The sequence below is a fragment of the Nocardioides sp. NPDC059952 genome, from assembly GCF_042730435.1.
Lineage (GTDB): Bacteria > Actinomycetota > Actinomycetes > Propionibacteriales > Nocardioidaceae > Nocardioides.
In genome coordinates, this window is sequence record NZ_JBHWLY010000053.1 from 1 (window position 1) to 21,437 (window position 21,437).

Here is a 21,437-nt window from a genome sequence, read left to right on the forward strand (position 1 = left end):
CGCCGGGCCTCCTCCAAGCGGTCTGCTCAGGCGAGCCGCTCCAGGAGCGCCTTGGCGGTCGAGACGCTGGACTGCGGGTTCTGGCCGGTGATCAGGGTGCCGTCGACGACGACGGTGTCACTCCAGGGCTCACCGGCCTCGACGATCCCGCCGGCGGCGCGCATCCGCTGCTCGACCGAGTAGGGGATGGTGTCGCCGTAGCCGCCCTGCTGCTCCTCGGTGTCGGTGAACCCGGTCATCCGGCGCCCGCCGAAGAGCCAGCCGCCCTCGCCGGTCGCGGCGAGGAGACCGGCGACGCCGTGGCACAGCGCGACGACCGGTCGCCCGGCGGAGTCGGTGGCCGCCAGGAGCGCGGCGAGCGCGGGGTCCGAGACCAGGTCGGTCATCGGGGCGTGGCCGCCGGGGATGTGGACGGCGTCGTAGGCCGCCGGGTCGATGTCGGCGAGCACCAGCGGGTGCGCGAGCTCTCCTTCGAGGGTCGCGAGGTAGGCGCGGAAGCGCTCGGCATCCTCGGGCTGGACGCCACCCTGCTCGCTGAGCGAGAGCGCGTCGACCGTCGGCGCCCGGCCACCCGGGGTGGCGATGTCGATCTCGACGCCGGCCTTCACGAGCGTCTCGTGAGAGGCGGCGACCTCCTCGGCCCAGTAGCCGGTCGGGTGCTCGGTGCCGTCGGCGAGAACGAGGGAGTCGGCCGCGGAGACGACCATCAGTACGCGTGTCATGGTTCTTCCTTAAGTTCGGTTCGGTGATGACCTAACGACCACCATCTCCCGCTTCACTCCCGGAACCAGGGAGCAGGTCATAATGATTTCTATGACCTCGCTCGATCTCTGGGAAGCGTTCGCACACGCCTACCGGGAGCGGTCGATCAGCGCCGCGGCCCGTCGCCTCGACCTCTCCCAGCCCGCGGTGACCGCACGGATCCGCAAGCTCGAGCACGAGCTCGACACGACCCTGTTCGAGCGCTCCCGCACCGGGCTGGTGCCGACCGGCCGGGCCGACGCGCTCGCCGCCCGGATCACCCCGCTGGTCGACCAGCTCCGCGGCGCCGTCGGCACCGAGCCCTCGATCGGCCCGGCGAACATCCGGATCGGTGGCGCCGCGGACGTGATGACCACCCGGATCGTGCCCGCCCTCGCCCCACTCGTCCGCGAGGGCCTCGACGTGACGGTGACCACCGGCCTGGCCCAAGACCTCCTCGACGACCTCGCCGAGGACCGTCTCGACCTCGTCGTCTCCTCCGTACGCCCCGCCGACGAGAGGCTTCGGTCGACCGTGCTGGTCGACGAGGAGTTCCTCCTCGTCGCGGCCCCGGCGGTCGCGGCACAGGTCGACCCCACCGAGCTGGCGCAGAACCCGGTCCGCGCCCTCGCCGCCGTACCGCTCGCGGCCTACTCCCCCGACCTCCCGATCATCAGACGCTACTGGCTCACCGAGTTCGACGAACGTCCCATCAACCGCACCGCGCTCGTGCTGCCCGACCTGCGCGGCATCCTCCGCGCGGTCGTCGCCGGCATCGGCGCCTCGGTGCTGCCCCGCTACCTGGTCGACGGGGCGCTAACCGACGGGACCGTCGTACGCCTCCACACACCTCGGCTCGGGCCGCTCAACACCCTCTGGCTCGCCACCGGCCCCGATGCGCCACCGGCCGTCGCCCACGTCTGCCGGCACCTGAGCGCCGAGGCCGCCGGCTGGGCGAGAACCTGATTCCGAGACGACCAATATGTTTTAGTCACGTGAGTTACTCTACTTAAATGAACGATGCCCTCACCGACTACACCGCCCACGTCCGTGACCTCTTCGGGCCGACCCCGACACCCTGGGTGCGCGAGACCGGGACCGACCACGACGTTCTGGTCGTCGGCGCGGGACAGGCCGGGCTCGGGGTCGGGTTCGCCCTGCGACGGTTCGGGATCAGCCGCGTCTCGGTGATCGATGCCGCCGCTCCCGGCGAGAAGGGCGTGTGGCGCGGCATCGCCCGGATGCGGCGGCTGCGTACGCCGAAGGTCTGGCCGGACCCCGAGTTCGGCTTCCCCGAGCTGAGCTTCCGCAGCTGGTTCACCCGGCTCCACGGTCGAGCGGCGTACGAGGACCTCGACCGGATCCCGCGCACGACCTGGGCGGACTACCTCGACTGGATCGAGCAGGTCGTCGAGGTGCCGGTGAGGCACCGGACCAGGCTGCTCGACGTCGAGCCGGGCCCGAGGTATCTGAGCGTGAGGCTCGAGGTCACCGACGCGGCCGGCGCCCGGCACCGGAGGACCGAGACGACGCGCAAGCTCGTGCTCGCCAACGGTGTCGAGAGCACCGGCGGGCCCGCCTACCCGGCGGCGATCGCCGGCCTGCCGGCCCACCTGAAGGCACACACGGCGGATCCGATCGACCTCGCCGCGCTCGCCGGGCGCCGGGTCGCGGTGCTGGGAGCGGGCGCCTCGGCGCTCGACATCGCCGGCGCCGCACTGGAGTCCGGTGCGGCCGAGGTCCACCTCTTCGTACGCCGCGACGAGCTCGTCGTGCAGGGCCCCGGCGTCGTCGGCGGACTGACCCTCGGCGCGCGGGAGAGCTTCCACCGCCTCAGCGACGCGGACCGCTGGCAGCGGAAGGTGGTCCAGGCACGGGCCGGGCGCAGCTGCACCCTCGAGTCGGTGCAGCGCGCCGCCGCCTTCGACGGCTTCCACGTCCATCTCGACGCCGAGTGGCACACCGCGAGGGCGGTCGGCGAGCGGATCGTGGCCGAGGCCGCCGACGGCATCCACGAGGTCGACCTGGTGATCGCCGGCACCGGCTACCAGTACGACCCGGCTACCCGCCCCGACCTCGCCCGGCTGGCCCCGGACATCGCGACCTGGGGCGACCGCTACCACCCGCCAGCCGACCTCGCCCACGACGAGCTCGCCCGCTGGCCCTACCTCGGCGACGGCTACGAGCTGAGCGAGAGGTCACCGGGCAGCGCGCCCTGGCTGGGCCGCGTCCATGTCTTCTCGGCCGCGGCAGGGCTCAGCTTCGGGATCCCGGTCGGTGACGTGATGAGCCTGGCCACCGGTATCCCCCGCCTCGTCGACGCGATCGGCCACGACCTCTACGTCGAGGACCAGGCCGCCCCCACCGTCGCCGGGACGCCCGCCGCGGCGGCCTCCTTCCGGGACGCGTACGCCCACGCGATCTGGACCCCCGACCTCGCCGAGGACCTCCGACCGACCGGCACCTGATCCGGGCAGGAGGCCCGGTCAGGGCGCCGGCGCGTGCCGCGTCCCCGGGATCGCCTCGATCAGCGACCGCGTGTAGTCGTCGGACGGGTTCGCGAAGATCTCCTCGACCGGCCCCGACTCGACGACGGCACCGGCCCTCATCACGGTCACGTCGTCGGCCACGAGCCTGACCACACCGAGGTCATGGGTGACGAAGACGTACGTCAGCCCGAGCTCGGCCTGCAGGTCGACCAGGAGCTGGAGAATCTGGGCCTGCACCGAGACGTCGAGAGCGCTGACGGCCTCGTCGAGCACGATCACCTTCGGCTCGAGCGCCAGCGCGCGGGCGATGGCGACCCGTTGCCGCTGGCCTCCCGAGAGCTGGCCGGGCAGCCGCTGGGCGTAGCTGTCGTCGAGCGCGACGGCGGCCAGCAGCTCGCTGACCCGCTCGGCCCGCTCCGCCCGTGTACGGGCCAGTCCGAAGGCCCGCAGCGGCTCGGCGATCAGCCTGCTGACGGTGAACCGCGGGTCCAGGGAGGTGAACGGGTTCTGGAAGACGAACTGCAGGTCACGACGTACGCCGCGCCACTCCCGGCGACCCAGCGCGGTGAGCTCGGTGCCGTCGACGTGCACGGTGCCACCGTCGGGGGTGGTGAAGCCGGCCAGGATCCCGGCCAGGGTGGACTTCCCGGCCCCGGACTCACCGACGATGGCGTGAGTGGTGCCGCGGCGTACGAGGAGCCGGGCGTCGTCGAGGGCACGCAGCTCGCTCCGGGTGCCCCGGCCGCGCAGGCGGTAGGTCTTGGTCAGCCCTTCGGCCACCAGAGCGGGTTCACCGGCGGTCGACGCGGCGACGCTGCTGGGACGCAGCCGGCCTTCGTGCCGCGACGGCGCGGCCTCCAGGAGCCGGCGGGTGTAGGGGTCCGAGGCCGAGGTGAGGACCTGGGCGACGTCGCCCTCCTCGACGAGCCCGCCCTCCTGCATGACCGCGATCCGGTCGGAGCGGTCCAGGGCGACACCGAGGTCGTGGGTGACGAGCAGGACCCCGAGGCCGAGCTCCTCGCGCAGAGCGGCGAGGTGGTCGAGGATGCGCTTCTGGACCGTGACGTCCAGGGCGCTGGTGGGCTCGTCGGCGACGATGATGCTCGGCTTCCCCGCCAGCGCGATGGCGATCAGGGCACGCTGCTTCATCCCGCCGCTGAGCTCGTGGGGGTACTGGTCGAAGACCCGCTCGGCATCGGCCAGCCCGGCGGCCCGCAGGCTCTCCAGCGCCGCCTCACGGTGGGCCGCGGAGTCGCGGCGCCCGTCCTGGGCGTTGAACCGGACCGCCTCGATGACCTGGTGGCCGATCCGCTTGACCGGGTTCAGCGAGGTGTTGGGGTCCTGCGGGATGAACCCGACGTGGTTGCCGCGCACCAGCCGCATCCGCTTGTCCGGCCAGCCGGTGACGTCGACGCCGGAATAGGCGATCGTGCCGCGGCCGATCCGGGCCGAGGGCGGCAGCAGGCCGAGGGCGCCCTGGACCAGCGTGGTCTTGCCGGAGCCGGACTCCCCCACCAGCGAGACGAGCTCGCCAGGTCGCACCTCGAGGCTGATACCGCGTACGGCCGGGGTCCAGCCGCGACCGGTGCGGTAGTCGATCGCGAGGTCGTCGATGCGGAGCAGGGGGTCTGGGCCGGCACTCATCTGCCGATGTCCTTCCTGAAGGAGGTGCTGATGCGGTGGGTCGCGATCACCACGACCGCGAGGGCCGCGCCGGGCAGCAGAGAGGTCCACGGGTAGGCGGCGACGAAGTCGCGGCCCTCGGCGACCAGCAGCCCCCACTCCGGCTCGGGCGGCGGCGCGCCGTAGCCGAGGAACCCGAGCCCGGCGACGGCCAGGATGGCGGTGCCGATCTCGAGCGCCGCCAGGGCCAGCACCGAGGCCATCGAGTTGGGCACGATGTGGTGGACCACCACGCCCAGGCGGCCGACCCCGAGGCCGTACGCCGCCTTGACGTAGTCGCGCGAGGCGACGCTGAGCACCTCGGCGCGCATGACCCGCGCGAAGGAGGCGATCGAGGAGATCCCGACCGCGAGCGCGATGTTGTTGGTGGAGTAGCCGAGCACCGAGACGATCACCATCGCCAGCAGCAGGCTCGGGATGGCCAGGAAGACGTCGACCACCCGCATGATCACCGTGTCGACCAGGCCGCCGGCGAAGCCCGCGACCAGCCCGACCAGGGCACCGATCCCGAAGGCGATCGCCACCGCGAGCAGGGTCGCGGTCAGCGTGGTCGCGGCACCGTAGACGCTCCTGGCGTAGAGGTCGCGGCCGAGCCGGTCGGTGCCGAACCAGTGCTCGGCGCTCGGTGGGGCGAAGCTGGCGTCGGGGTTGCCCTCGTAGGGGCTGAAGTGGGTGAACAGGCCTGGGACGACCGCCCAGCCCACCGCGACCAGCACGATGACCCAGGCGAGCAGGAGCACCGGCTGTCGGACCAGGTCGGCCACGGGGCCGGCGACCCTGCGCAGCCACGTCAGCGTCGTGCTCCGAGGGTGTCTGCGCTCCTCGGAGGCGAGCGCTGAGCTGAGAACGTCGGCGGTCATGGTGGCTCCTCAGGCGGTCGCGAGGGTGGCCCGCAGGCGCGGGTCCAGCAGCGGATAGATCAGGTCGACAACGAGGTTGATCAGCGCGAAGCTCGCCGCGACGAGCACGACGATCCCCTGCACGACCGGGATGTCGAGGGTGTTGATCGCGGTCTGGGTCATCCGGCCGATCCCCTGGCGCGCGAAGACGGTCTCGGTGATGACCGAGCCGGCGATCAGGTTGCCGAAGGTGATCCCGGCGATCGTGAGCGCGGGCAGGCTGGCGTTGCGGAAGACGTCGCCGATGATCACCTGCCCGCGAGAGGCACCCTTGGCCCAGCTGGTCGTGACGTAGCCGGAGTGGAGCTCGGCCGCGAAGGAGCGTACGAGGAGCTGGGCGATCGGCCCCGCGACCGGGATCGCGAGGGTGATCAGCGGGAGCACCAGGCTGCGCCAGCCGTCGTCGCCGAAGGCCGGGAACCAGCCCAGCCGGAACGCGAAGACCTGCAGGAGAAGGATCCCGGAGAGGAAGACCGGCACCGAGACCGCGCTCGTGGGCAGCGCCTCGACCAGGCGGCGCAGCCACTCCTGCCGGGTGGCCGTGGCGACCAGGGCGATCACGAAGGCGATCACCAGCGCCAACACCAGCGCGCCGAGGGCGAGCAGCAGGGTGCTGGGCAGCACCGCGGCGACCGCGGCGCTGACCGAGCGTCCCGACTGGACCGAGTTGCCGAAGTCGCCGGTCAGCGCGTGCCACAGCCGCTCGAGGTACTGCACGAGGACCGGGTCGTTGAAGCCGTACGTGTCGGCGACCTGCTCCCTGACCTCCGGCGTCACCGTGTTGAGCTCGGCCGGGTCGAACATCAGGTCCACCGGGTTGGCGGGCAGCACGTAGAGCAGGACGAAGGTCAGCGTGAACGCCGCCCAGACCACGAACGCGGCCCGCCCCACCTTGAGTGCGACGTAGCGCAGCATGGGATCACTTGTTCTTCCAGGTGTCGACGAAGTGGTTGCGGGACTGGGCGTCGAAGACGATCCCGTGCACGTAGTCCGCGTGGGCGATGACCTGGGACGGGTTGTAGACCGGGTTGACCAGGGCGTACTTGTCGAGCACGAGGTCCTGGGCGGCCGCGGCGTACTCCTTGCGCTTGGCGTCGTCGAGGGTCGTCTCCTGGCGGCCGAGGGTGGCGGCGACCTCGGCGGCGTCGACGTCGGGGGTCTTGTCGCCGAGGTAGGCCTGGTTGCCGATCTCCGGGTTGTACTGGAGGTTGAGCACCGTCGGGTCGTTGCGCGAACGGTTGGCGGCGGCGGCGTTCCACTCGGTGGCGACCTTGGTCTGCTCGGCGGCGTAGTCGGCCAGCGGCAGCACGTTGAGCTGCACGTCGATGCCGATCTTCTTCAGGTCGGCCTGGATCGACTCGTAGGCCGGCTTGTTGGCCACCAGGTTGCTGATCCCGACGACCTTGATGGTCAGCAACTTGTCGCCCTTGACCCGGATCCCGTCGGGGCCGGGCTTCCAGCCGGCGTCGTCGAGCAGCTTCGCGGCCTCGTCCGGGTCGTAGCGGAGGACGTCCTTGCTGTGGTCGACGTAGCCGGTCACCGACGGCGCCAGGATCGAGGTGGCGATCGAGTAGGAGTCGGTCAGCACGGTCTTCTCGACCGCCTCGCGGTCCCAGCCGAGCTGGATCGCCCGGCGTACGGCGAGCTCGTTGGTCGGGAACAGGGAGGCGTTGAGGTTCCACACGATCGCGGTGCCGGAGACGCCGCGGCTGATGATCGAGAAGCCGGCGTCCTCGAGCGGCTTCTCGTCGGTGGTGCCGACGTCCAGGGTCGCGTCGAGCGCTCCCGACCTCAGTGAGCCGGTGCGTACGCTCGCCTCCGGGATGGTGTTGAAGACGATCTTGTCGAGGTACGCCTCACCCTCGTGCTTCAGCGATGGCGGCGACCAGTCGTAGCCCTTGCGCCGCAACAGCACCGTCTTGTCCTGCTCCTTCCACGACTCATAGACGAACGGGCCGGTCCCGACCACCTTGGTGGCGTCCGCGGAGCGCTGCTCGGCGCTCAGCTTCAGCGTGTTGGGCGAGAGGAACCCGGGGCCGGCGTTGGCGGTGAACGAGACGGCCTGCAGGGCGCTGCCCAGGGGCTGGTCGAAGCGGAGGCGGACCGTGTGCTCGTCGACGACGTCGGTGCCGGCATAGCCGGGGAAGAGGGTGGCGCCGTTGGGGAGGATCCCGAGCTTCGGGTCACCCAAGATGTACTGGTCGAAGTTGGCCTTCACGGCCGCGGCGTCGAAGGGCTCGCCGTCGCTGAAGGTGACGTCGTCACGCAGGTGGAAGGTGAACTGCGTGAGCACGTCGTTGACCTCCCACTTCGTGGCCAGCCAGGGCGTGATCTTCCCGGTGTCGGGGTCCTGCCAGGTCAGCTTGTCGGTGATGTTGTCGGCGATGATCGACTCGGCGTAGTTGGTGCCCCACTGCGGGTCGGGGCTGCGCTGGTAGTCGATCAGGCCGAACTCGAGGGTGCCGCCGCGCACGGGCTTGTCGCTCCCGGCCGCGGTCTCCTCACCGCCTCGGGCGGCGACGATGCCGCCGCCGACGGCCAGCACGAGCACGGCGGCTGCCGCGCCGGCGATCCAGGGCCATCTGCGGCGGTTGCGCGCGGTGGCGTTCTCGATGGAGCTGCGTAGGTCGCTCATGGGGGTTCTCTCTCCGGTCCGTGCGAAGTGGGGGTGTTGGCGGTGTCGGTCGGTCAGGCGGAGGCGTCGACCGCGGCCGGGCCGCGGTCTCGCTCCCAGAGGGGCAGGCCGAGGCGCTCGCGCAGCGTCGTGCCGGGTGTGGCCGCGCGGAAGAGGCCGCGCTCGACGAGGATCGGCACCACCTGGTGGGCGAAGCGGTCGAAGTCGACGGCCGTGTCGGCGTACATGATCGTGAAGCCGTCCGCGGCTCCGGCCCGCCACCAGGCCTCGAGGTCGTCGGCGATCTGCTCGGCCGAGCCGACGACCAGGCGGTGGCCGCCTCCGGGGACGCCGGCGGTGGCGCGTACCAGCTCGCGTGCGGACAGCGGCCGCTCGGCGAGCAGGGCGCGGGTGCTGACCTGGAAGCCCGCCGAGCCGCCCTCCGCGACGGGGATGTCGGGAAGCTCCTCGGCGCGGATCGGCTCGTCCAGGTCACGCTCGCCCAGCCCGAGGACGGCGAGGTTGGCGCGGGCGATGTCGTCGAACGGCAGAGTGGCGTAGAGCTCCTCGGCCCGGGCACGGGCGTCGGCCTCGTCCTCCCCCACCAGCACGATGACGCCGAGCGAGACCTTCACCGCGTCGGCGCTGCGGCCGGCCGCGACCGCCCGGGCGCGGATGTCGTCGCGGAAGTCGACCGCCTTCGCCCGCGTCTGGGCGACGGTGAAGATGACGTCCGCGAGCGCGGAGCCGAGCCGGAGCCCACCCTCGGAGCCGCCGGCCTGCACCACCACCGGGTGGCCCTGCGGACCGGGCGGCGTCGGCAGCGGGCCGGCCACCTCGAAGAACTCGCCGCGGTGACCGGTCTCGTGGATGAGGTCTGGGTCGGCGTAGCGGCCGGCCTCCTTGTCGGCCAGGATCGCTCCGGGCTCCCACCCGTCCCACAGGTCGCGTACGACCTGCAGGAACTCATGGGCGCGGCGGTAGCGCGTCGGCTTGTCCGGGGTCTCGGCGAGCCCGAAGTTGGCAGCCGCCTTCGGCGCGTAGGTGGTCACCAGGTTCACCGCGGCGCGGCCCTTGGTGACGATGTCGAGCGCCTGGAACCGCCGCGCCAGGTTGTAGGGCGAGTTGTACGTCGTGGAGCTGGTGATCAGCACCCCGACCCGCTCGGTGACCGCCGCCAGGTTCCCGAGCAGCACCAGCGGGTCGATGCCGTTGGCCGGGTTGCGGGCGATGTCGGGCCCGATCGCAGGGCTGTCGCCGAGGAAGATCGCATCGATCCCGGCCTCGTCCGCGGTCCGGGCAAGCCGCTGGTAGTAGTCGATGTCGAGGTGGGCCGCCGGGTCGGCCGCGGGTAGCCGCCAGGCGGAGCGGAAGTGTCCGGGCGTCATCAGCGACGCCACCAGGTGGAAGCTCATCGGTCCCCCTCCCCCGCCGCGCCCGGGCTGGGCTGCCAGCCGAGCCGGCCGGCGACCTCGGTCGAGGCCGCCAGCAGCCGCAGATGCTCCTCCAGCGGCGGTACGCCGGGGACGAAGCTGACCAGCAGGTCGGTGACCTCCCGGAGCGCCGGGTCGGCGGCCAGGCCGTCGGCGACGGCCTCGACCGGGCCCAGCAGCGCGTTGTCGCGCTCCAGGAACTCCTCCACGCTCAGCTCGGGCTGCCCCTGCCGGGAGACCATCCACGACTGCCACCGGCGGGCACCGGGCGCCACGGCGGCGACCGCGGCCTCCCGCTCGGGGTGCGGGTAGATCGCCCGGGAGACCTGCACCCGCGGCACCCGGTCGGGGTGGACGGCCAGGTGGGTGGCCCGGAACGCCTCGATGATCTCGGCCTGCCGGGCCGGTGTCTGGTTGCGGTTGAAGGCGGTGGCGCGGGAGAGCTGGAGCCCGTCCCCCACCTTCCCGGCGGCCGCCGCCGAGTCGAGCGCGACCGACGGGTCGGACGTGGTCGCCTGCCACAGCCTGCCCCGCAGCCCCGGCGCCGGCGGGTGCAGCACCTCACCGGCACTGTTGAGCGGCTTGCCGTCGAGCACCTGCTGGAGGCGGGCGACGCTGCGGGCGTAGAGCTGGTGGCGGGCCTCGATGTCGCGGCCGAAGGCCTCCCAGGCCGTGGCGAACGGGCCCGACCCGACACCGAGCTCGACCCGTCCGCCGCTGAGCTCGTCCAGGGTCGCGGCCTGCTCGGCCACGACCAGCGGGTCCTCCAGCGGCAGCACGTAGACGCCGGTGCCGAGCCCGATCGTGCTGGTGTGCTCGGCGATCGCCGCCAGCAGGACCAGCGGCGCGGAGACGTGCTCGTTGCCCTGACGGAAGTGGCGGTGGATGACCCAGCCGGAGTCGTAGCCCAGCCGCTCGGCCTCCCGGAAGAGCGTGATCGCCTCCCGGTAGGCCCGCGCCGGCGGCAGGTCGTTGTCCAGGTGCAGCAGGAAGCCGAGCCGGAACGGGCGCCCGTCCTCGACGCCGGCCCCGATCCGCGGCCTTGCCGCGGCAATCGGTCCCGTGGTGGTCGTCGCTGTCATGGCGTACGTCAGATCTTCAGGCCGGTGCCGTGGACACCGAACTCGTCGATGACGGCCAGCTCCTCATCGGTGAGCTCGGGTGCCTCCAGCGCCTGGACGTTGTGGTCGAGCTGCTCGGTGGAGCTGGCCCCGATGAGCGCCGAGGTCACCGCGGGGTTGCGCAGCACCCACTGCAGCGCGAGCTGGGCCAGGGACTGGCCGCGGGCCTCGGCGAGCTTGTTCAGCTCGGCGGTGCGGGCGCGGTAGGTCTCGTCGATCACGTCGGGCGAGAGGAAGGTGCTGTTCTGCGCCCGCGCGCCGTCCGGGATGGTCTCCAGGTACTTGTCGGTGAGCAGACCCTGGGCCAGCGGCGAGTAGACGATCAGCCCGAAGCCCTTGTCCAGGGCGAGGTCGGCGAGGCCGTTCTGGTCGATGCTGCGGTCATAGATCGAGTAGCGCGGCTGGTGGATCAGCAGCGGCACGCCCTCGGCCTCCAGCAGGTCGGCGATCGCGGCGGCCCGGTCGGGCTTGTAGTTGGAGATGCCGACGTAGAGCGCCTCGCCGGAGCGCACCGCGGTCGCCAGCGCGCTCGCGGTCTCCTCGACCGGCGTGGTCAGGTCCGGGGTGTGGTGGTAGAAGATGTCGACGTAGTCGGTGCCCAGGTCGCGCAGGCTGTGCTCCAGCGAGGAGAGCAGGTTCTTCCGGGAGCCGCCCTTGAGGTACGGGCTGGGGCCGGTGATGCCGCCGGCCTTGGTGGAGAGCACCAGCTCGTCGCGGTAGCCGGCCAGCTCGCGGCGCAGCACCTGCCCGAAGGTCTTCTCGGCTGCCCGGTGCGGCGGTCCGTAGCGGTTGGCGTTGTCGAAGTGGCTGATCCCGAGGTCGAAGGCGTGCAGGATGATCTCCCGCTGCGTCTCGAAGGCGTAGTCGGCGCCGAACTTCTGCCACAGGCCGAAGGAGATCGCGGGCAGGTCCAGACCGGAACGGCCCGTACGCCGATACGGAACCTTCTCGTAGCGGTCCTCGGCCGCGGCGTGGACTCGCTGGTAGTTGGGGAACTGGTCGGTCATCGTGACCCTCTCGTCGTGGTGGTGGGTTGTCGGTGTGGAGGTCAGGCGTGGCGGCGACGGCGGAGTGCGTCGGGCTGCAGGGACGGGGTGTCCCGCCCGGTGTCGCGCTCGAGGAACTGGGTCCCGGGGTCGACGATCTCGTCGATCCGGTCGAGCACGTCGTCGCTCAGCTCGACGGTGGTGGCCTTGAGGTAGCTCTCGAGATGGTCGGCGGTGCGCGGGCCGATGATGACGCTGCTGACGGCCGGGTGGTTGAGCGCGAACGCGACGGCGAGCTCGATCAGGGTGAGCCCGTTCTCCTCGGCGAGGCGGGCGAGCGCGTCGGCGGCGGCGAGCTTGCGCTGGTTGCGCTCGGCCGCGAGGTCGAAGCGACCCGGGATCAGGTCGGCCCGCGCGGAGGTGGGCTGCTCGGCGCCGATGCGGTAGCCGCCGCTGAGCCAGCCCGCGACCAGCGGACCGTAGCTGAGCACCCCGACGCCGTACTTCTCCACGACCGGGAAGACCTCGCGCTCGGCGCCGCGGACCAGCAGCGAGTACGGCAGCTGCTCGGTGTGTGGGGCGATCAGGCCGTGCTTCTCGGCGAGCCAGTGCGCCTCGACCTGCTGGTGGGCCGGGAAGACGGAGGTGCCGTAGTAGCGGATCTTCCCCTGCCTGATCAGGTCGTTGAGGGTGTGCAGGGTCTCCAGCAGATCGGTGTCCGGGTCGGGACGGTGGGCCTGGTAGAGGTCGAGGTAGTCGGTGCCGAGGCGGCGCAGGCTGTCCTCGACGGCCTGGGTGATCCAGCGTCGGCTGTTGCCCGCATGCTGAGGGTTCTCGCCGATCTGACCGTGGAACTTGGTGGCCAGGAAGAGGTCTTCGCGGGGCACCGAGGCCTTCCGCAGGGCCTTGCCGACGATCTTCTCCGAGCTTCCGGCGCCGTACGCGTCGGCCGTGTCGATCACGTTGACGCCGGCCTCGATCGCGGCCTGGATGATCGGGATGCTGTCGGCCTCCTTGGCCCAGCGGCCGAAGTTCATGGTGCCGAGCGTCAGCGGGCTGACCCGGACGCCGGTGCGGCCGAGCCGCCGGGTGAGTTCGAGGGACATGGGTTCCTTTCGGGTGGGACAGGTCTGGGTGGCGTTCAGAACAGGCCGGTGGTCGGGGGGTCCTCCTCGGCGAGGAGGTAGCCGCCGACCACCGCCGTCTTCCAGTTGCGGGGGTTGTGGTTCGCGACCGTGCGCGCGTTGCGCCAGTGCCGGTCGAGGCGATGGGCGCGGTCGGTGGCCGAGCCGCTGCCGACGTCGAAGACGAGCTCGGCCGCGCGCAGGGCGGACTCGATGGCGACGTACTGCGCCTGGGCGACGGCCACCGACGCCTCCGCGCCGCGCTCGCGCACCTCCTCGTCGCCGGCTCCGCCGACCGCGCCGAGGGTCTCCGCGGCGAGCAGGACGACGGCCCGGGCGGCGTTGGCCCGGGCAGCGATCTCGCCGACCACGTGGCGTACGTAGGGGTCGTCGACCGTACGCTCGGCCGGGCTGTGCTTGATCGGGCGCGCGACGTCGCGCGCGAACCAGCGCGCGTCGTCATAGGCGGCCGCGGCGATCCCGGCCTCGACCGCGGCGAGGTAGAGCTGGGCGAACGAGCCCTGCCACGGGTTGCGCGGCTGGCGGTCCTCGGCACGCGCGAACTCGTCAGGCTCGATGCGTACGTCCCGGAGCCGGGTGGTGCCGCTGGCGGTCAGCCGCTGCCCGATCGCGTCGAAGTCGTCGAGCCGCTCGACCCCGTCGCGGTCGACCGGCACCGTGAACCGGACCAGCTCGCCCTCCTCGTCCAGCGCGGTGCCGCCGAACCACTGGGCGTAGAGACCTCCGGTGGAGTAGTACTTCTCGCCGGTGAGCCGGAACTCCTCGCCGACGGTGCGGATCGTGGTCGCGACCGCGCCCGGTGCCCCGCCACGCTCGTTGGCGGTGCCGGCGAAGAGATGGCCGGCGCGGAGCCGGTCCAGGGTGCGCTCGCGGTCGGGCAGGTCCCGCCTGGTCGCGACCGACTGGGCGGTGAGGAAGCTGGAGCGGAGCGCCTGCGCGACGTTGGAGTCGGCCCGGGCGATGTCGATGACCACGTCGGCGACGTCGCGCAGCGTGCCGCCGGCGCCGCCGTCCTCGACGGCGATGCCGGTGAGCGTGATCCGGTGCGCCGCGAGGGCGCCGACCTCGGCGTGGGGATAGTCACGGGTGTCCTCGCGGCCCCGGGCCCCGGCGGCCAGGCGCGCCAGGACCGGCGCGACGGCGGACCGGATGCCGGCGACGGTCGGCGGCGCCTCTCCCCCTGCGGCGAGGTCGGTGGGGTTCTCGGTCAGCTCGGCGGTCACGAGGCGACCTCCACCGATGTGGTCCCCGCGCCGGCCGTCTCGGCCGGGGCAGGTACGGATCCGGTGGCCTCGCGCAGGGTGGCGCCGGTGCGCGAGCCGAGCAGTGGGACGACGGTCTCCAGGATCGCGAGCGCGGAGGCGCCGACGGACCCCGGGCCCTCGGCGAGCGGGACGAGGTCGAAGCCGTCGAGACCGTCGCGGGCTGCCCAGCTGCGCAGGTCGGTGGTCAGGGCCTGCGGGAACCGGAGGACCGCCGGGTCCACGGCGGTCCTCCCGACCAGGGCGACGTCGGCCCGATCCCGGCCGACCCGCCGCAGCGCCGCGCCCAGTGCCTGATCGGCACCCGGGGCGCGGTCGCGGTCGACGATGACCAGGTCCGCGGTGGCGGCGACCTGGTCCCAGGACAGCACGTCGGTGTCGGCGACGACGTGGAGCGGGCGCACCTGGACCGACGAGGGTCCGTCGAGAGCTCCGTTGACCCGGTAGAAGCTGCCGTCGTGGGAGATCGGCGCGATCAGCTCGTCGCGGACGAAGACCCCGGCCTCCTGGTCACCGACGAGGGCCTCGGCGGGGAAGCTCTCCCACAGCCGGAGCAGGATGGCGGCGTACTCCTGCCAGCGCAGAGCCGGGTCCGAGGCCGCCTGGTCAGGCGCGACCGCCGCACTGACCTCGTCGCCCTCACCGGGGCGCAGCACCAGTCCCGTCCGTCCGCCGCTGGCCCGGTCCAGGGAGAGGAGACGGCGGGCGAGGTTGTAGGGGGCGTGGTGGCTGGTGCGTACGTCGACGAGGTAGCCCAGGGTGCTGGTGCGTCCGGCCAGGTGGCCGGCGAGGACGGTGGCGTCCAGGGTGGTCGCCTCAGGGGTCTCGTCGAGGATCCGGAGGGCGGTGATTCCCGCACGCTCGGCGGCCTCGGCGACCTCGGCCGCCGTGGCCGCGTCGGGCAGCCACGGGGCGCCGGGGCCGGCGGTGGCGACGGCCAGGTCCAGCAGGACCACGGGTGGGGTGCTGAGAGTCATGATGAGCTCCTCGGGTGTTGGTGGAGGCCGGGCTGGTCGGCGGACGGGTCAGCGGGCGACGGCGAGCGGGGCGCGCTCCCACACGCCTTGTGGCACGGAGGGCAGGCCGAGGCCGAGATGGTCGCGCAGGGTCGTGCCGGCGTACTCGCGCCGGAAGAGGCCGCGGCGCTGCAGCTCGGGCACGACCTGCTCGACGAAGTGGTCGAACCCGGAGGGCAGCACGTCGGGCATGACGTTGAATCCGTCGGCGGCCCCGGAGAGGAACCAGCGCTCGACGTCGTCGGCGATCTGCTCCGGCGTGCCGACCACGATCCGGTGGCCGCCACCTCCGCTGAGGTGCTTGAGCAGCCGGCGCAGGGTGGGGTTCTCCTTGTCGATGTAGTCCTTCACCACCCGGTAGAAGGTCTGGGACCCGCCCGCGGCGTCGGGTTCGACGAGCAGCTCGGCCGGGATCGGCTCGTCGTCGTCGAGCCCGTCGAGGGAGAACCCGAGCTGGCCGGCGAGACGGGCCCGTGCGTACGCGTCGGGGAGGACCTCGTCGAGCAGCTCACGGCGCTGCTTCGCCTCGGCCTCGGTGCTGCCGACCACCGTGGAGAGCCCGGGCAGCACCACGACCTCCTCGGGGCCGCGCCCGAACTCAGCGGCGCCGCGGCGGATCTCCTCGCGGAAGGCGCGGGCGTGGTCGAGGTCCTGGTCGGCGGAGAAGATCACCTCGCCGACGCGGGAGGCGAGCCTGCGGCCGTCGCTGGAGCCGCCCGCTTGGACGACGACGGGGCGCCCCTGCGGCGAGACGAAGGAGTCCCGGGCGGCCCAGGTCGCGACCACCTGCTCGACGAACTCGGCCGCCCGCCGGTAGCGCAGCGCGTGGTCGGGCTCGCCCTCGCGGCCGAAGTTGCGGGCGGCGACCGGACCGGCGGTGGTCACCACGTTCCAGCCGACCCGGCCACCGGCGAGGTGGTCGAGGTCGGCGACACGACGGGCGAGGTCGGCCGGGTCGTTGTAGGAGGAGGACAGGGTGCCGATCAGGCCGATCCGCTCGGTCTGGGCGGCGATCCGGGCCAGCACCGTGGTGGGCTCGAGGTTGTTGCCCGAGCGGTGCCGGATGTTCGGGTCGAGAACGGGCCCGTCGGCCAGGAAGACCGCGTCGAGCTTCGCGGCCTCCGCCTTCTTGGCGATCTCGGTGTAGTGCTCGACGGTGTAGCTGGCGGTCGCGTCGGTTCCTGGGAAGCGCCAGGACCCACCGAAGACGCCGGCGTTGAGGATGTTGACGTTGAGGTGAAGCTGACGTGTCATGGGAGAGCTCCTTCGTTCGTCGGCTCGCTGGACGAGTCGGAATGCGCCGGCCGTGCCTGCCCCGGCCGCTCGTGGGAGTAGGTCGGAGAGGTTCCGTTGACCAGGTAGTCGCCGATCACGCGGGGCTTGTAGACCACCGGGTTGTGGGAAGCCAGGGTGCGCGCGTTGCGCCAGTGCCGGTCGAGATGGACGCCTTCGCGCACTGTCGAGGAGCCCCCGGCGTCATAGGCGATCGTTGCGGCGTCGAGGACGGCTTCGATGACCGCGACCTGGGCTGCCGAGACCTCGATGTAGTTGCGCTCGTATGCCTCCGGCGCGCCCTCCGCATCGGCTGCCTCCAGGCCCTCGGCCACCTGACGGAGCAGGGTGTCGACAGTCAGGGACCTGGCTTGTAGCCGCCCGATCACGCCAAGCACCTCCGGGTCGGTGCTCGCCACGGATGAGAGCGCGTGGACACCGGTTCTCTGCCGGGACCTGACCACTGCGATGGTCTCGTCGCGGATGCTGCGCGCGATCCCGGCGAGGTTGGCGAGATGGACGATCTGGAAGAACGCGGGCAGCGGACGCAGGGCCTCCTGGACCAGCCCGAGATGGCCGTGCGGCTCTACCGGCACCTGGTGGAAGTGGGTCGTTCCGCTGCCTGTCAGCCGCTGCCCGATGCCGTCCCAGTCATCGACGTGGGTGACTCCGGGGTGGCGGGCCGGAACCACGACGAAGGCGCGGTTGCCGTCCGGGTCCAGTGCGGCGACCCGGATGTGGTCGGCGTAGAGCGATCCGGTGGAGTAGTACTTGGTGCCGGAGACGACAGCGCGACCGTCTACCTCATGGATGTGAGTGGAGATGTCGAAGCCCGCACCGGAGGTGTTCGCTCCTGCCGGCTCCGACTGGCCGTTGCCGAACACAGCTCCGGCAGCAATCCGGCGCAACCAGTGCCCAGCGACCCGGTCGTCCGGGGTGTGGCGAAGGATCTCCACCGCGGAGAAGTGCCCACGCAAGATCTGCGGCACGTTGGAGTCCGCTTGGCCGGCCTCGGCCAGGAGACCGAACAATGTCGGGAGATCCACGCCGTAGCCGCCGTGCTCGACGGGCACCCGGAGCCTTCCGATTCCAGCGTCAGTCAACTGGCGGACCAGGTCGAACGCATGGGTGTGGGTCCGATCCCGCTCCCCCGCCGTCTGCGCAAGCTGCGCGAAGATGGCGCGAAATGCGAGCACCGCCTCCTCGTACGACTCGGGCCCGGCGACGCCCCTCTGGTCGAACCCACGGATGCTGGTGATGGCTCTGCCGTTGGCCGCGGCGTCGGTCGTCATGCGCGCTCCTTCACGTGGGCCCTGAGCCCTTCGGTGGTCAGACCCCTGCCGGCGATCGCGTCGAGCAGCTGGCGGGTGTAGGTGTGGGACGGGTCGGTGAAGACGCGGGCGACCTCGCCCTGCTCGACGATCCGCCCGTGCCGCATCACCGCGACCTCGTCGGAGATCGCGCGCACCACGGCGAGGTCGTGGGAGATGAAGAGGTAGGTCAGCCCGAGCCGGTCCTGCAGGTCGCGCAGCAGCTCCAGGATCTGGGCCTGCACCGAGACGTCGAGGGCGGAGATCGGCTCGTCGAGCACGACGACCTTCGGCTCCAGGACGAGCGCGCGGGCGATCGCGACGCGCTGGCGCTGGCCCCCGGAGAGCTCGCGGGGGTGGCGGCGTACGAAGTCGGCGGGCAACGCCGCCGCCTCGAGCGCGGCGACCACCTTCTCCTCGTGCTCGCGCCGGGCGCTCCGCCCGCGGCGGGCGCCGGAGGAGAACGCGCGCAGGGGCTCGGCCACCACTGCGTGCACGTCGAAGCGGGGGTCGAAGGAGGCGTACGGGTTCTGGTAGACGATCTGGACATCGCGGCGCAGCGGGCGGAACTGCGTGCGGGACAGCCCGGTGATCTCGGTGCCGAGCAGCGAGACGGAGCCCGAGGTGGCCTCGGTGAGCCCGGTCAGCACCCGCGCGGTGGTCGACTTGCCGCTGCCGGACTCGCCGACGATCGCCAGCGTCCGGCCCGGTCGCACGGAGAAGGAGATGCCGTCGACAGCGGCGAAGCCGGCGTACTCCTTGCGCAGGTCGGCGACCTCGATGACCGGATCCTCCTCCGCGTCGGCGGCGTTCTCCCCCGCGCGTTCGCGGACGAGCTCGAGCCGCGCGGGCACGCTGGCCAGGAGCTGCTGGGTGTAGGGGTCCTGCGGATCGTCGAGGACCTCGCGGGTCGGCCCGACCTCGACCAGGCGCCCCTCGCGCATCACCCCGATGAGGTCGGAGCGGTCGGCGGCGACGCCGAGGTCGTGGGTGATCAGCACGACCGCGGTCCCGGTGCGCCGGCGCAGGTCGTCGATCAGGTCGAGCACCTGTGCCTGGACGGTGGCGTCCAGTCCGGAGGTGGGCTCGTCGGCGATGATCAGGTCCGGCTCACCCGCCAGCGCGGCGGCAATCAGGACGCGCTGGCGCATCCCGCCGGAGAGCTCGTGCGGATACTGGCCGAAGCGCTGCTCCACGTCGCTGAAGCCGACCAGCTCGAGCAGCTCCAGCACCCGGCTCCGGCGGGCGGTGGCGTCCAGGCTGGTGTGCAGGACGAGTACGTCCTCGATCTGGTGCCCGATGCGGCGCACCGGGTCCAGCGAGACCGTCGGGTCCTGCGGGATCAGGCTGATCGCGGTGCCGCGCAGCGCCCTGATCCGCTTGGGCGGGAGGCTCTGGATCGGCTCGCCGCGGTAGCGGACGACGCCGCCGGTGATGACGCCGTTCTCGGGGAGCAGGCCCAGGATCGCGTGCCCCGTCGTGGTCTTGCCCGAGCCGGACTCGCCGACCAGCGCCAGCACCTGGCCGGGAAGGATCTCGAGGCTGACACCGTCGACGACCCGGGTCAGCTCCTTCCGGGTCCGGTACGCGACGTCGAGCCCTTCGACGGACAGCAGCGGGGTGGCGGTCATGACGGCCGTCCTCTCGTCAGGTGCTGGGAGATGTGGTTGATCGCGAGCACCACCGCGACGATGACCAGGCCTGGCCAGAGCGTGAGGTAGCCGCGGGTGGCGATGTAGCTGCGCCCGTCGGAGACGAGCCGGCCCCACTCCGGGTCGGGCGGCTGGGCGCCCAGGCCCAGGAAGCTCAACGAGGCGATCCAGATGATCGCGATCCCGAACTGCACGGTGATCAGCGACAACGTCGGGGCCAGCGAGTTGGGCACCACGTGACGGCGCAGGATGTCGAAGGTGGAGGTGCCGCTGGTGACGGCCGCCTCGACGTAGTTGCTGGTGCGTGCCTTGAGCACCTCCGAGCGGATCAGCCGGGCGAAGGTCGCAGCCGAGGTCAGCCCGACCGCGATCGCCGCCTGGACGATCCCGAAGCCGAGCACCACCACGATCGTGATCGCCAGCAGGAAGCCGGGGATGGAGAGCAGCACGTCGATCGCGCGGCCGACGAGCGTGTCGACGACCCCGCCGAACCAGCCGGCCAGCGCGCCCACCAGCGAGCCGAGCACGACCGCGACGCCGACCGCGATCGCCGAGCCGGTCAGCGAGGCCCGGGTGCCGTGCACGACCCGGGAGAACTGGTCGCGGCCGAGCTGGTCGGTGCCGAACAGGTGCTCGGCCGAGGGCGGCAGGAGCTTGCTGCGCGGGTCGACCGCGAGCGGGCCGTGGTCGGTGAAGAGCCCCGGCACGGCCGCCCAGAGCAGGATCACGGCGACGACACCGATCGCCAGCACCAGCGTGAGCCTGGCGGAGATGGACCTGGCCGTCATGGCATCGCCACCTCGGCCGGGAGGCGCGGCGTACGCACCTCGGTCCTGCTCCCGACCGCGGCCGGCTCCTTCTGCCGGCTCACCCGGGCGGCCTTGCCGTCGACCAGGATCCGGGGGTCGACCAGCGGGTAGGCCAGGTCGACGACCATGTTGATCGCGACGTACGCCACCGTGGAGAGCAGCACCACGCCCTGCACGACCGGGAGGTCCTGGGTGTTCACCGACCCGACGACCAGCTGGCCGATGCCCTTGCGGGCGTAGACCGTCTCGGTCACCACCGATCCGGCGATCAGCTCGCCGACGGTGAGGCCCAGGAGCGTCAGCACCGGCAGCGTCGAGTTCCGCAGCACGTCCTTGCGGAAGATGTAGGCCTCACCGGCGCCCTTCGCATGCTGCACGTGCACGAACGGCTGCCGGCGCGTACCCCGGATGGAGGCGGCCAGCACCGGGGCGAGCGAGGCGGAGATGACCAGGCCCAGGGTGGCGGCGGGCGCCAGCAGGGCGAGGAAGGAGCCGTCGTCGACCGAGGGGATCAACGAGAGCCGGAAGGCGAGGAACTGCAGCACCACGATCCCGACGACGAAGGTCGGCACCGAGGCGAACAGCGCCGGCAGCGAGCCGGCCAGGCTCCGCACCCAGGCCACCGGGGCGTAGGTGGCCAGGACCGCGACCAGTGCGGCGAACCCGACCCCGAAGACCAGACCGAGCCCGGTGAGCTGCGCGGTCGCCGGGAGCGCGTCGGCGAGGAGGTCGGCGACCGGCCGCGCGTTGGTCAGCGAGTAGCCGAGGTCACCGCGCAGGACGGCGCCGATGCCGTGCAGGTACTGCTCCCACAGCGGTCGGTCCAGGCCGTAGTACTCCAGCAGCACCTTGGCCGCCTCGGGAGAGAGCTGGCTCTCCGGGTCCTGGATGCGGTTGTTGACCGCGTCTCCCGGCAGCGCGCTGAGCAGGATGAACGAGAGCGTGTAGGCGGCCCACAGCACCAGCACCGCCTGGGCGACCCGCTTCGCGACGTAGGTCCGCATC

At 72.0% G+C, this 21,437-nt stretch carries 18 protein-coding genes; 2 read left to right on the forward strand and 16 right to left on the reverse strand.

The window, feature by feature from the left end; genetic code table 11:
* Nucleotides 1-26: 26 nt before the first annotated feature.
* A complete protein-coding gene (locus tag ACFV9G_RS21145) occupies nucleotides 27-722 on the reverse strand; it encodes a type 1 glutamine amidotransferase domain-containing protein (RefSeq protein WP_378729544.1) in 696 nt (231 codons plus the stop codon).
* Nucleotides 723-813: 91 nt separating this feature from the next.
* Here ACFV9G_RS21145 and ACFV9G_RS21150 point away from each other — a divergent pair, with 91 nt between their 5' ends.
* A complete protein-coding gene (locus tag ACFV9G_RS21150; protein WP_378729546.1) occupies nucleotides 814-1,707 on the forward strand; it encodes a LysR family transcriptional regulator in 894 nt (297 codons plus the stop codon).
* A 47-nt stretch (nucleotides 1,708-1,754) separates the two neighbouring features.
* The gene (locus ACFV9G_RS21155) at nucleotides 1,755-3,209 is read left to right on the forward strand and encodes a SidA/IucD/PvdA family monooxygenase (RefSeq protein ID WP_378729548.1); all 1,455 of its coding nucleotides are present in this window, start codon (nucleotides 1,755-1,757) and stop codon (nucleotides 3,207-3,209) included.
* Nucleotides 3,210-3,227: 18 nt separating this feature from the next.
* Here ACFV9G_RS21155 and ACFV9G_RS21160 read toward each other — a convergent pair whose 3' ends face one another.
* From ACFV9G_RS21160 to ACFV9G_RS21230, 15 genes are read right to left on the reverse strand one after another with little or no spacing between them, the layout of a single operon-like run.
* On the reverse strand, nucleotides 3,228-4,874 hold the full coding sequence (locus ACFV9G_RS21160) for a dipeptide ABC transporter ATP-binding protein (RefSeq protein ID WP_378729550.1): 1,647 nt from the start codon (nucleotides 4,872-4,874) through the stop codon (nucleotides 3,228-3,230).
* Nucleotides 4,871-5,773: an ABC transporter permease gene (locus ACFV9G_RS21165; RefSeq protein ID WP_378729552.1), complete on the reverse strand. Its 903-nt coding sequence runs from the start codon at nucleotides 5,771-5,773 to the stop codon at nucleotides 4,871-4,873. Before ACFV9G_RS21165 ends, ACFV9G_RS21160 begins: the two co-directional genes overlap by 4 nt.
* 9 nt (nucleotides 5,774-5,782) lie before the next feature.
* Nucleotides 5,783-6,727: an ABC transporter permease gene (locus ACFV9G_RS21170; protein WP_378729554.1), complete on the reverse strand. Its 945-nt coding sequence runs from the start codon at nucleotides 6,725-6,727 to the stop codon at nucleotides 5,783-5,785.
* Nucleotides 6,728-6,731: 4 nt separating this feature from the next.
* Nucleotides 6,732-8,447: an ABC transporter substrate-binding protein gene (locus tag ACFV9G_RS21175; protein ID WP_378729556.1), complete on the reverse strand. Its 1,716-nt coding sequence runs from the start codon at nucleotides 8,445-8,447 to the stop codon at nucleotides 6,732-6,734.
* Nucleotides 8,448-8,500: 53 nt separating this feature from the next.
* Nucleotides 8,501-9,841 (reverse strand): NtaA/DmoA family FMN-dependent monooxygenase, encoded by a 1,341-nt coding sequence (locus ACFV9G_RS21180; RefSeq protein WP_378729558.1) that lies wholly within the window; start codon nucleotides 9,839-9,841, stop codon nucleotides 8,501-8,503.
* Nucleotides 9,838-10,941, reverse strand: coding sequence for an LLM class flavin-dependent oxidoreductase (locus tag ACFV9G_RS21185; protein WP_378729560.1), 1,104 nt, complete (start codon nucleotides 10,939-10,941; stop codon nucleotides 9,838-9,840). Before ACFV9G_RS21185 ends, ACFV9G_RS21180 begins: the two co-directional genes overlap by 4 nt.
* Nucleotides 10,942-10,949: 8 nt before the next feature.
* The gene (locus ACFV9G_RS21190) at nucleotides 10,950-11,987 is read right to left on the reverse strand and encodes an aldo/keto reductase (RefSeq protein ID WP_378729562.1); all 1,038 of its coding nucleotides are present in this window, start codon (nucleotides 11,985-11,987) and stop codon (nucleotides 10,950-10,952) included.
* A gap of 41 nt (nucleotides 11,988-12,028) precedes the next feature.
* Complete coding sequence (locus ACFV9G_RS21195) at nucleotides 12,029-13,072, reverse strand: aldo/keto reductase (RefSeq protein WP_378729564.1); 1,044 nt, start codon at nucleotides 13,070-13,072, stop codon at nucleotides 12,029-12,031.
* A 35-nt stretch (nucleotides 13,073-13,107) separates the two neighbouring features.
* On the reverse strand, nucleotides 13,108-14,334 hold the full coding sequence (locus tag ACFV9G_RS21200; protein ID WP_378729566.1) for an acyl-CoA dehydrogenase family protein: 1,227 nt from the start codon (nucleotides 14,332-14,334) through the stop codon (nucleotides 13,108-13,110).
* Entirely contained in the window at nucleotides 14,331-15,350 is a 1,020-nt protein-coding gene (locus ACFV9G_RS21205) for an LLM class flavin-dependent oxidoreductase (protein WP_378729568.1), read from the reverse strand. The genes ACFV9G_RS21200 and ACFV9G_RS21205 overlap by 4 nt, the downstream gene beginning before the upstream one ends.
* Nucleotides 15,351-15,398: 48 nt before the next feature.
* The gene (locus tag ACFV9G_RS21210) at nucleotides 15,399-16,643 is read right to left on the reverse strand and encodes an LLM class flavin-dependent oxidoreductase (RefSeq protein ID WP_378729570.1); all 1,245 of its coding nucleotides are present in this window, start codon (nucleotides 16,641-16,643) and stop codon (nucleotides 15,399-15,401) included.
* Complete coding sequence (locus ACFV9G_RS21215) at nucleotides 16,640-17,953, reverse strand: acyl-CoA dehydrogenase family protein (RefSeq protein ID WP_378729572.1); 1,314 nt, start codon at nucleotides 17,951-17,953, stop codon at nucleotides 16,640-16,642. Before ACFV9G_RS21215 ends, ACFV9G_RS21210 begins: the two co-directional genes overlap by 4 nt.
* On the reverse strand, nucleotides 17,950-19,602 hold the full coding sequence (locus tag ACFV9G_RS21220) for a dipeptide ABC transporter ATP-binding protein (RefSeq protein ID WP_378729574.1): 1,653 nt from the start codon (nucleotides 19,600-19,602) through the stop codon (nucleotides 17,950-17,952). The genes ACFV9G_RS21215 and ACFV9G_RS21220 overlap by 4 nt, the downstream gene beginning before the upstream one ends.
* A complete protein-coding gene (locus tag ACFV9G_RS21225; protein WP_378729576.1) occupies nucleotides 19,599-20,411 on the reverse strand; it encodes an ABC transporter permease in 813 nt (270 codons plus the stop codon). Before ACFV9G_RS21225 ends, ACFV9G_RS21220 begins: the two co-directional genes overlap by 4 nt.
* Complete coding sequence (locus ACFV9G_RS21230) at nucleotides 20,408-21,436, reverse strand: ABC transporter permease (RefSeq protein ID WP_378729578.1); 1,029 nt, start codon at nucleotides 21,434-21,436, stop codon at nucleotides 20,408-20,410. The genes ACFV9G_RS21225 and ACFV9G_RS21230 overlap by 4 nt, the downstream gene beginning before the upstream one ends.
* Between the last annotated feature and the right edge of the window lies 1 nt (nucleotide 21,437).

Excerpts from the sequence above, each read along its gene's own strand:
- ACFV9G_RS21145 (WP_378729544.1), bottom strand. The coding sequence starts at position 722 with ATGACACGCGTACTGATGGTCGTCTCCGCGGCCGACTCCCTCGTTCTC.
- ACFV9G_RS21150 (WP_378729546.1), top strand. The coding sequence starts at position 814 with ATGACCTCGCTCGATCTCTGGGAAGCGTTCGCACACGCCTACCGGGAG.
- ACFV9G_RS21155 (WP_378729548.1), top strand. The coding sequence starts at position 1,755 with ATGAACGATGCCCTCACCGACTACACCGCCCACGTCCGTGACCTCTTC.
- ACFV9G_RS21160 (WP_378729550.1), bottom strand. The coding sequence starts at position 4,874 with ATGAGTGCCGGCCCAGACCCCCTGCTCCGCATCGACGACCTCGCGATC.
- ACFV9G_RS21165 (WP_378729552.1), bottom strand. The coding sequence starts at position 5,773 with ATGACCGCCGACGTTCTCAGCTCAGCGCTCGCCTCCGAGGAGCGCAGA.
- ACFV9G_RS21170 (WP_378729554.1), bottom strand. The coding sequence starts at position 6,727 with ATGCTGCGCTACGTCGCACTCAAGGTGGGGCGGGCCGCGTTCGTGGTC.
- ACFV9G_RS21175 (WP_378729556.1), bottom strand. The coding sequence starts at position 8,447 with ATGAGCGACCTACGCAGCTCCATCGAGAACGCCACCGCGCGCAACCGC.
- ACFV9G_RS21180 (WP_378729558.1), bottom strand. The coding sequence starts at position 9,841 with ATGAGCTTCCACCTGGTGGCGTCGCTGATGACGCCCGGACACTTCCGC.
- ACFV9G_RS21185 (WP_378729560.1), bottom strand. The coding sequence starts at position 10,941 with ATGACAGCGACGACCACCACGGGACCGATTGCCGCGGCAAGGCCGCGG.
- ACFV9G_RS21190 (WP_378729562.1), bottom strand. The coding sequence starts at position 11,987 with ATGACCGACCAGTTCCCCAACTACCAGCGAGTCCACGCCGCGGCCGAG.
- ACFV9G_RS21195 (WP_378729564.1), bottom strand. The coding sequence starts at position 13,072 with ATGTCCCTCGAACTCACCCGGCGGCTCGGCCGCACCGGCGTCCGGGTC.
- ACFV9G_RS21205 (WP_378729568.1), bottom strand. The coding sequence starts at position 15,350 with ATGACTCTCAGCACCCCACCCGTGGTCCTGCTGGACCTGGCCGTCGCC.
- ACFV9G_RS21210 (WP_378729570.1), bottom strand. The coding sequence starts at position 16,643 with ATGACACGTCAGCTTCACCTCAACGTCAACATCCTCAACGCCGGCGTC.
- ACFV9G_RS21215 (WP_378729572.1), bottom strand. The coding sequence starts at position 17,953 with ATGACGACCGACGCCGCGGCCAACGGCAGAGCCATCACCAGCATCCGT.
- ACFV9G_RS21220 (WP_378729574.1), bottom strand. The coding sequence starts at position 19,602 with ATGACCGCCACCCCGCTGCTGTCCGTCGAAGGGCTCGACGTCGCGTAC.
- ACFV9G_RS21225 (WP_378729576.1), bottom strand. The coding sequence starts at position 20,411 with ATGACGGCCAGGTCCATCTCCGCCAGGCTCACGCTGGTGCTGGCGATC.
- ACFV9G_RS21230 (WP_378729578.1), bottom strand. The coding sequence starts at position 21,436 with ATGCGGACCTACGTCGCGAAGCGGGTCGCCCAGGCGGTGCTGGTGCTG.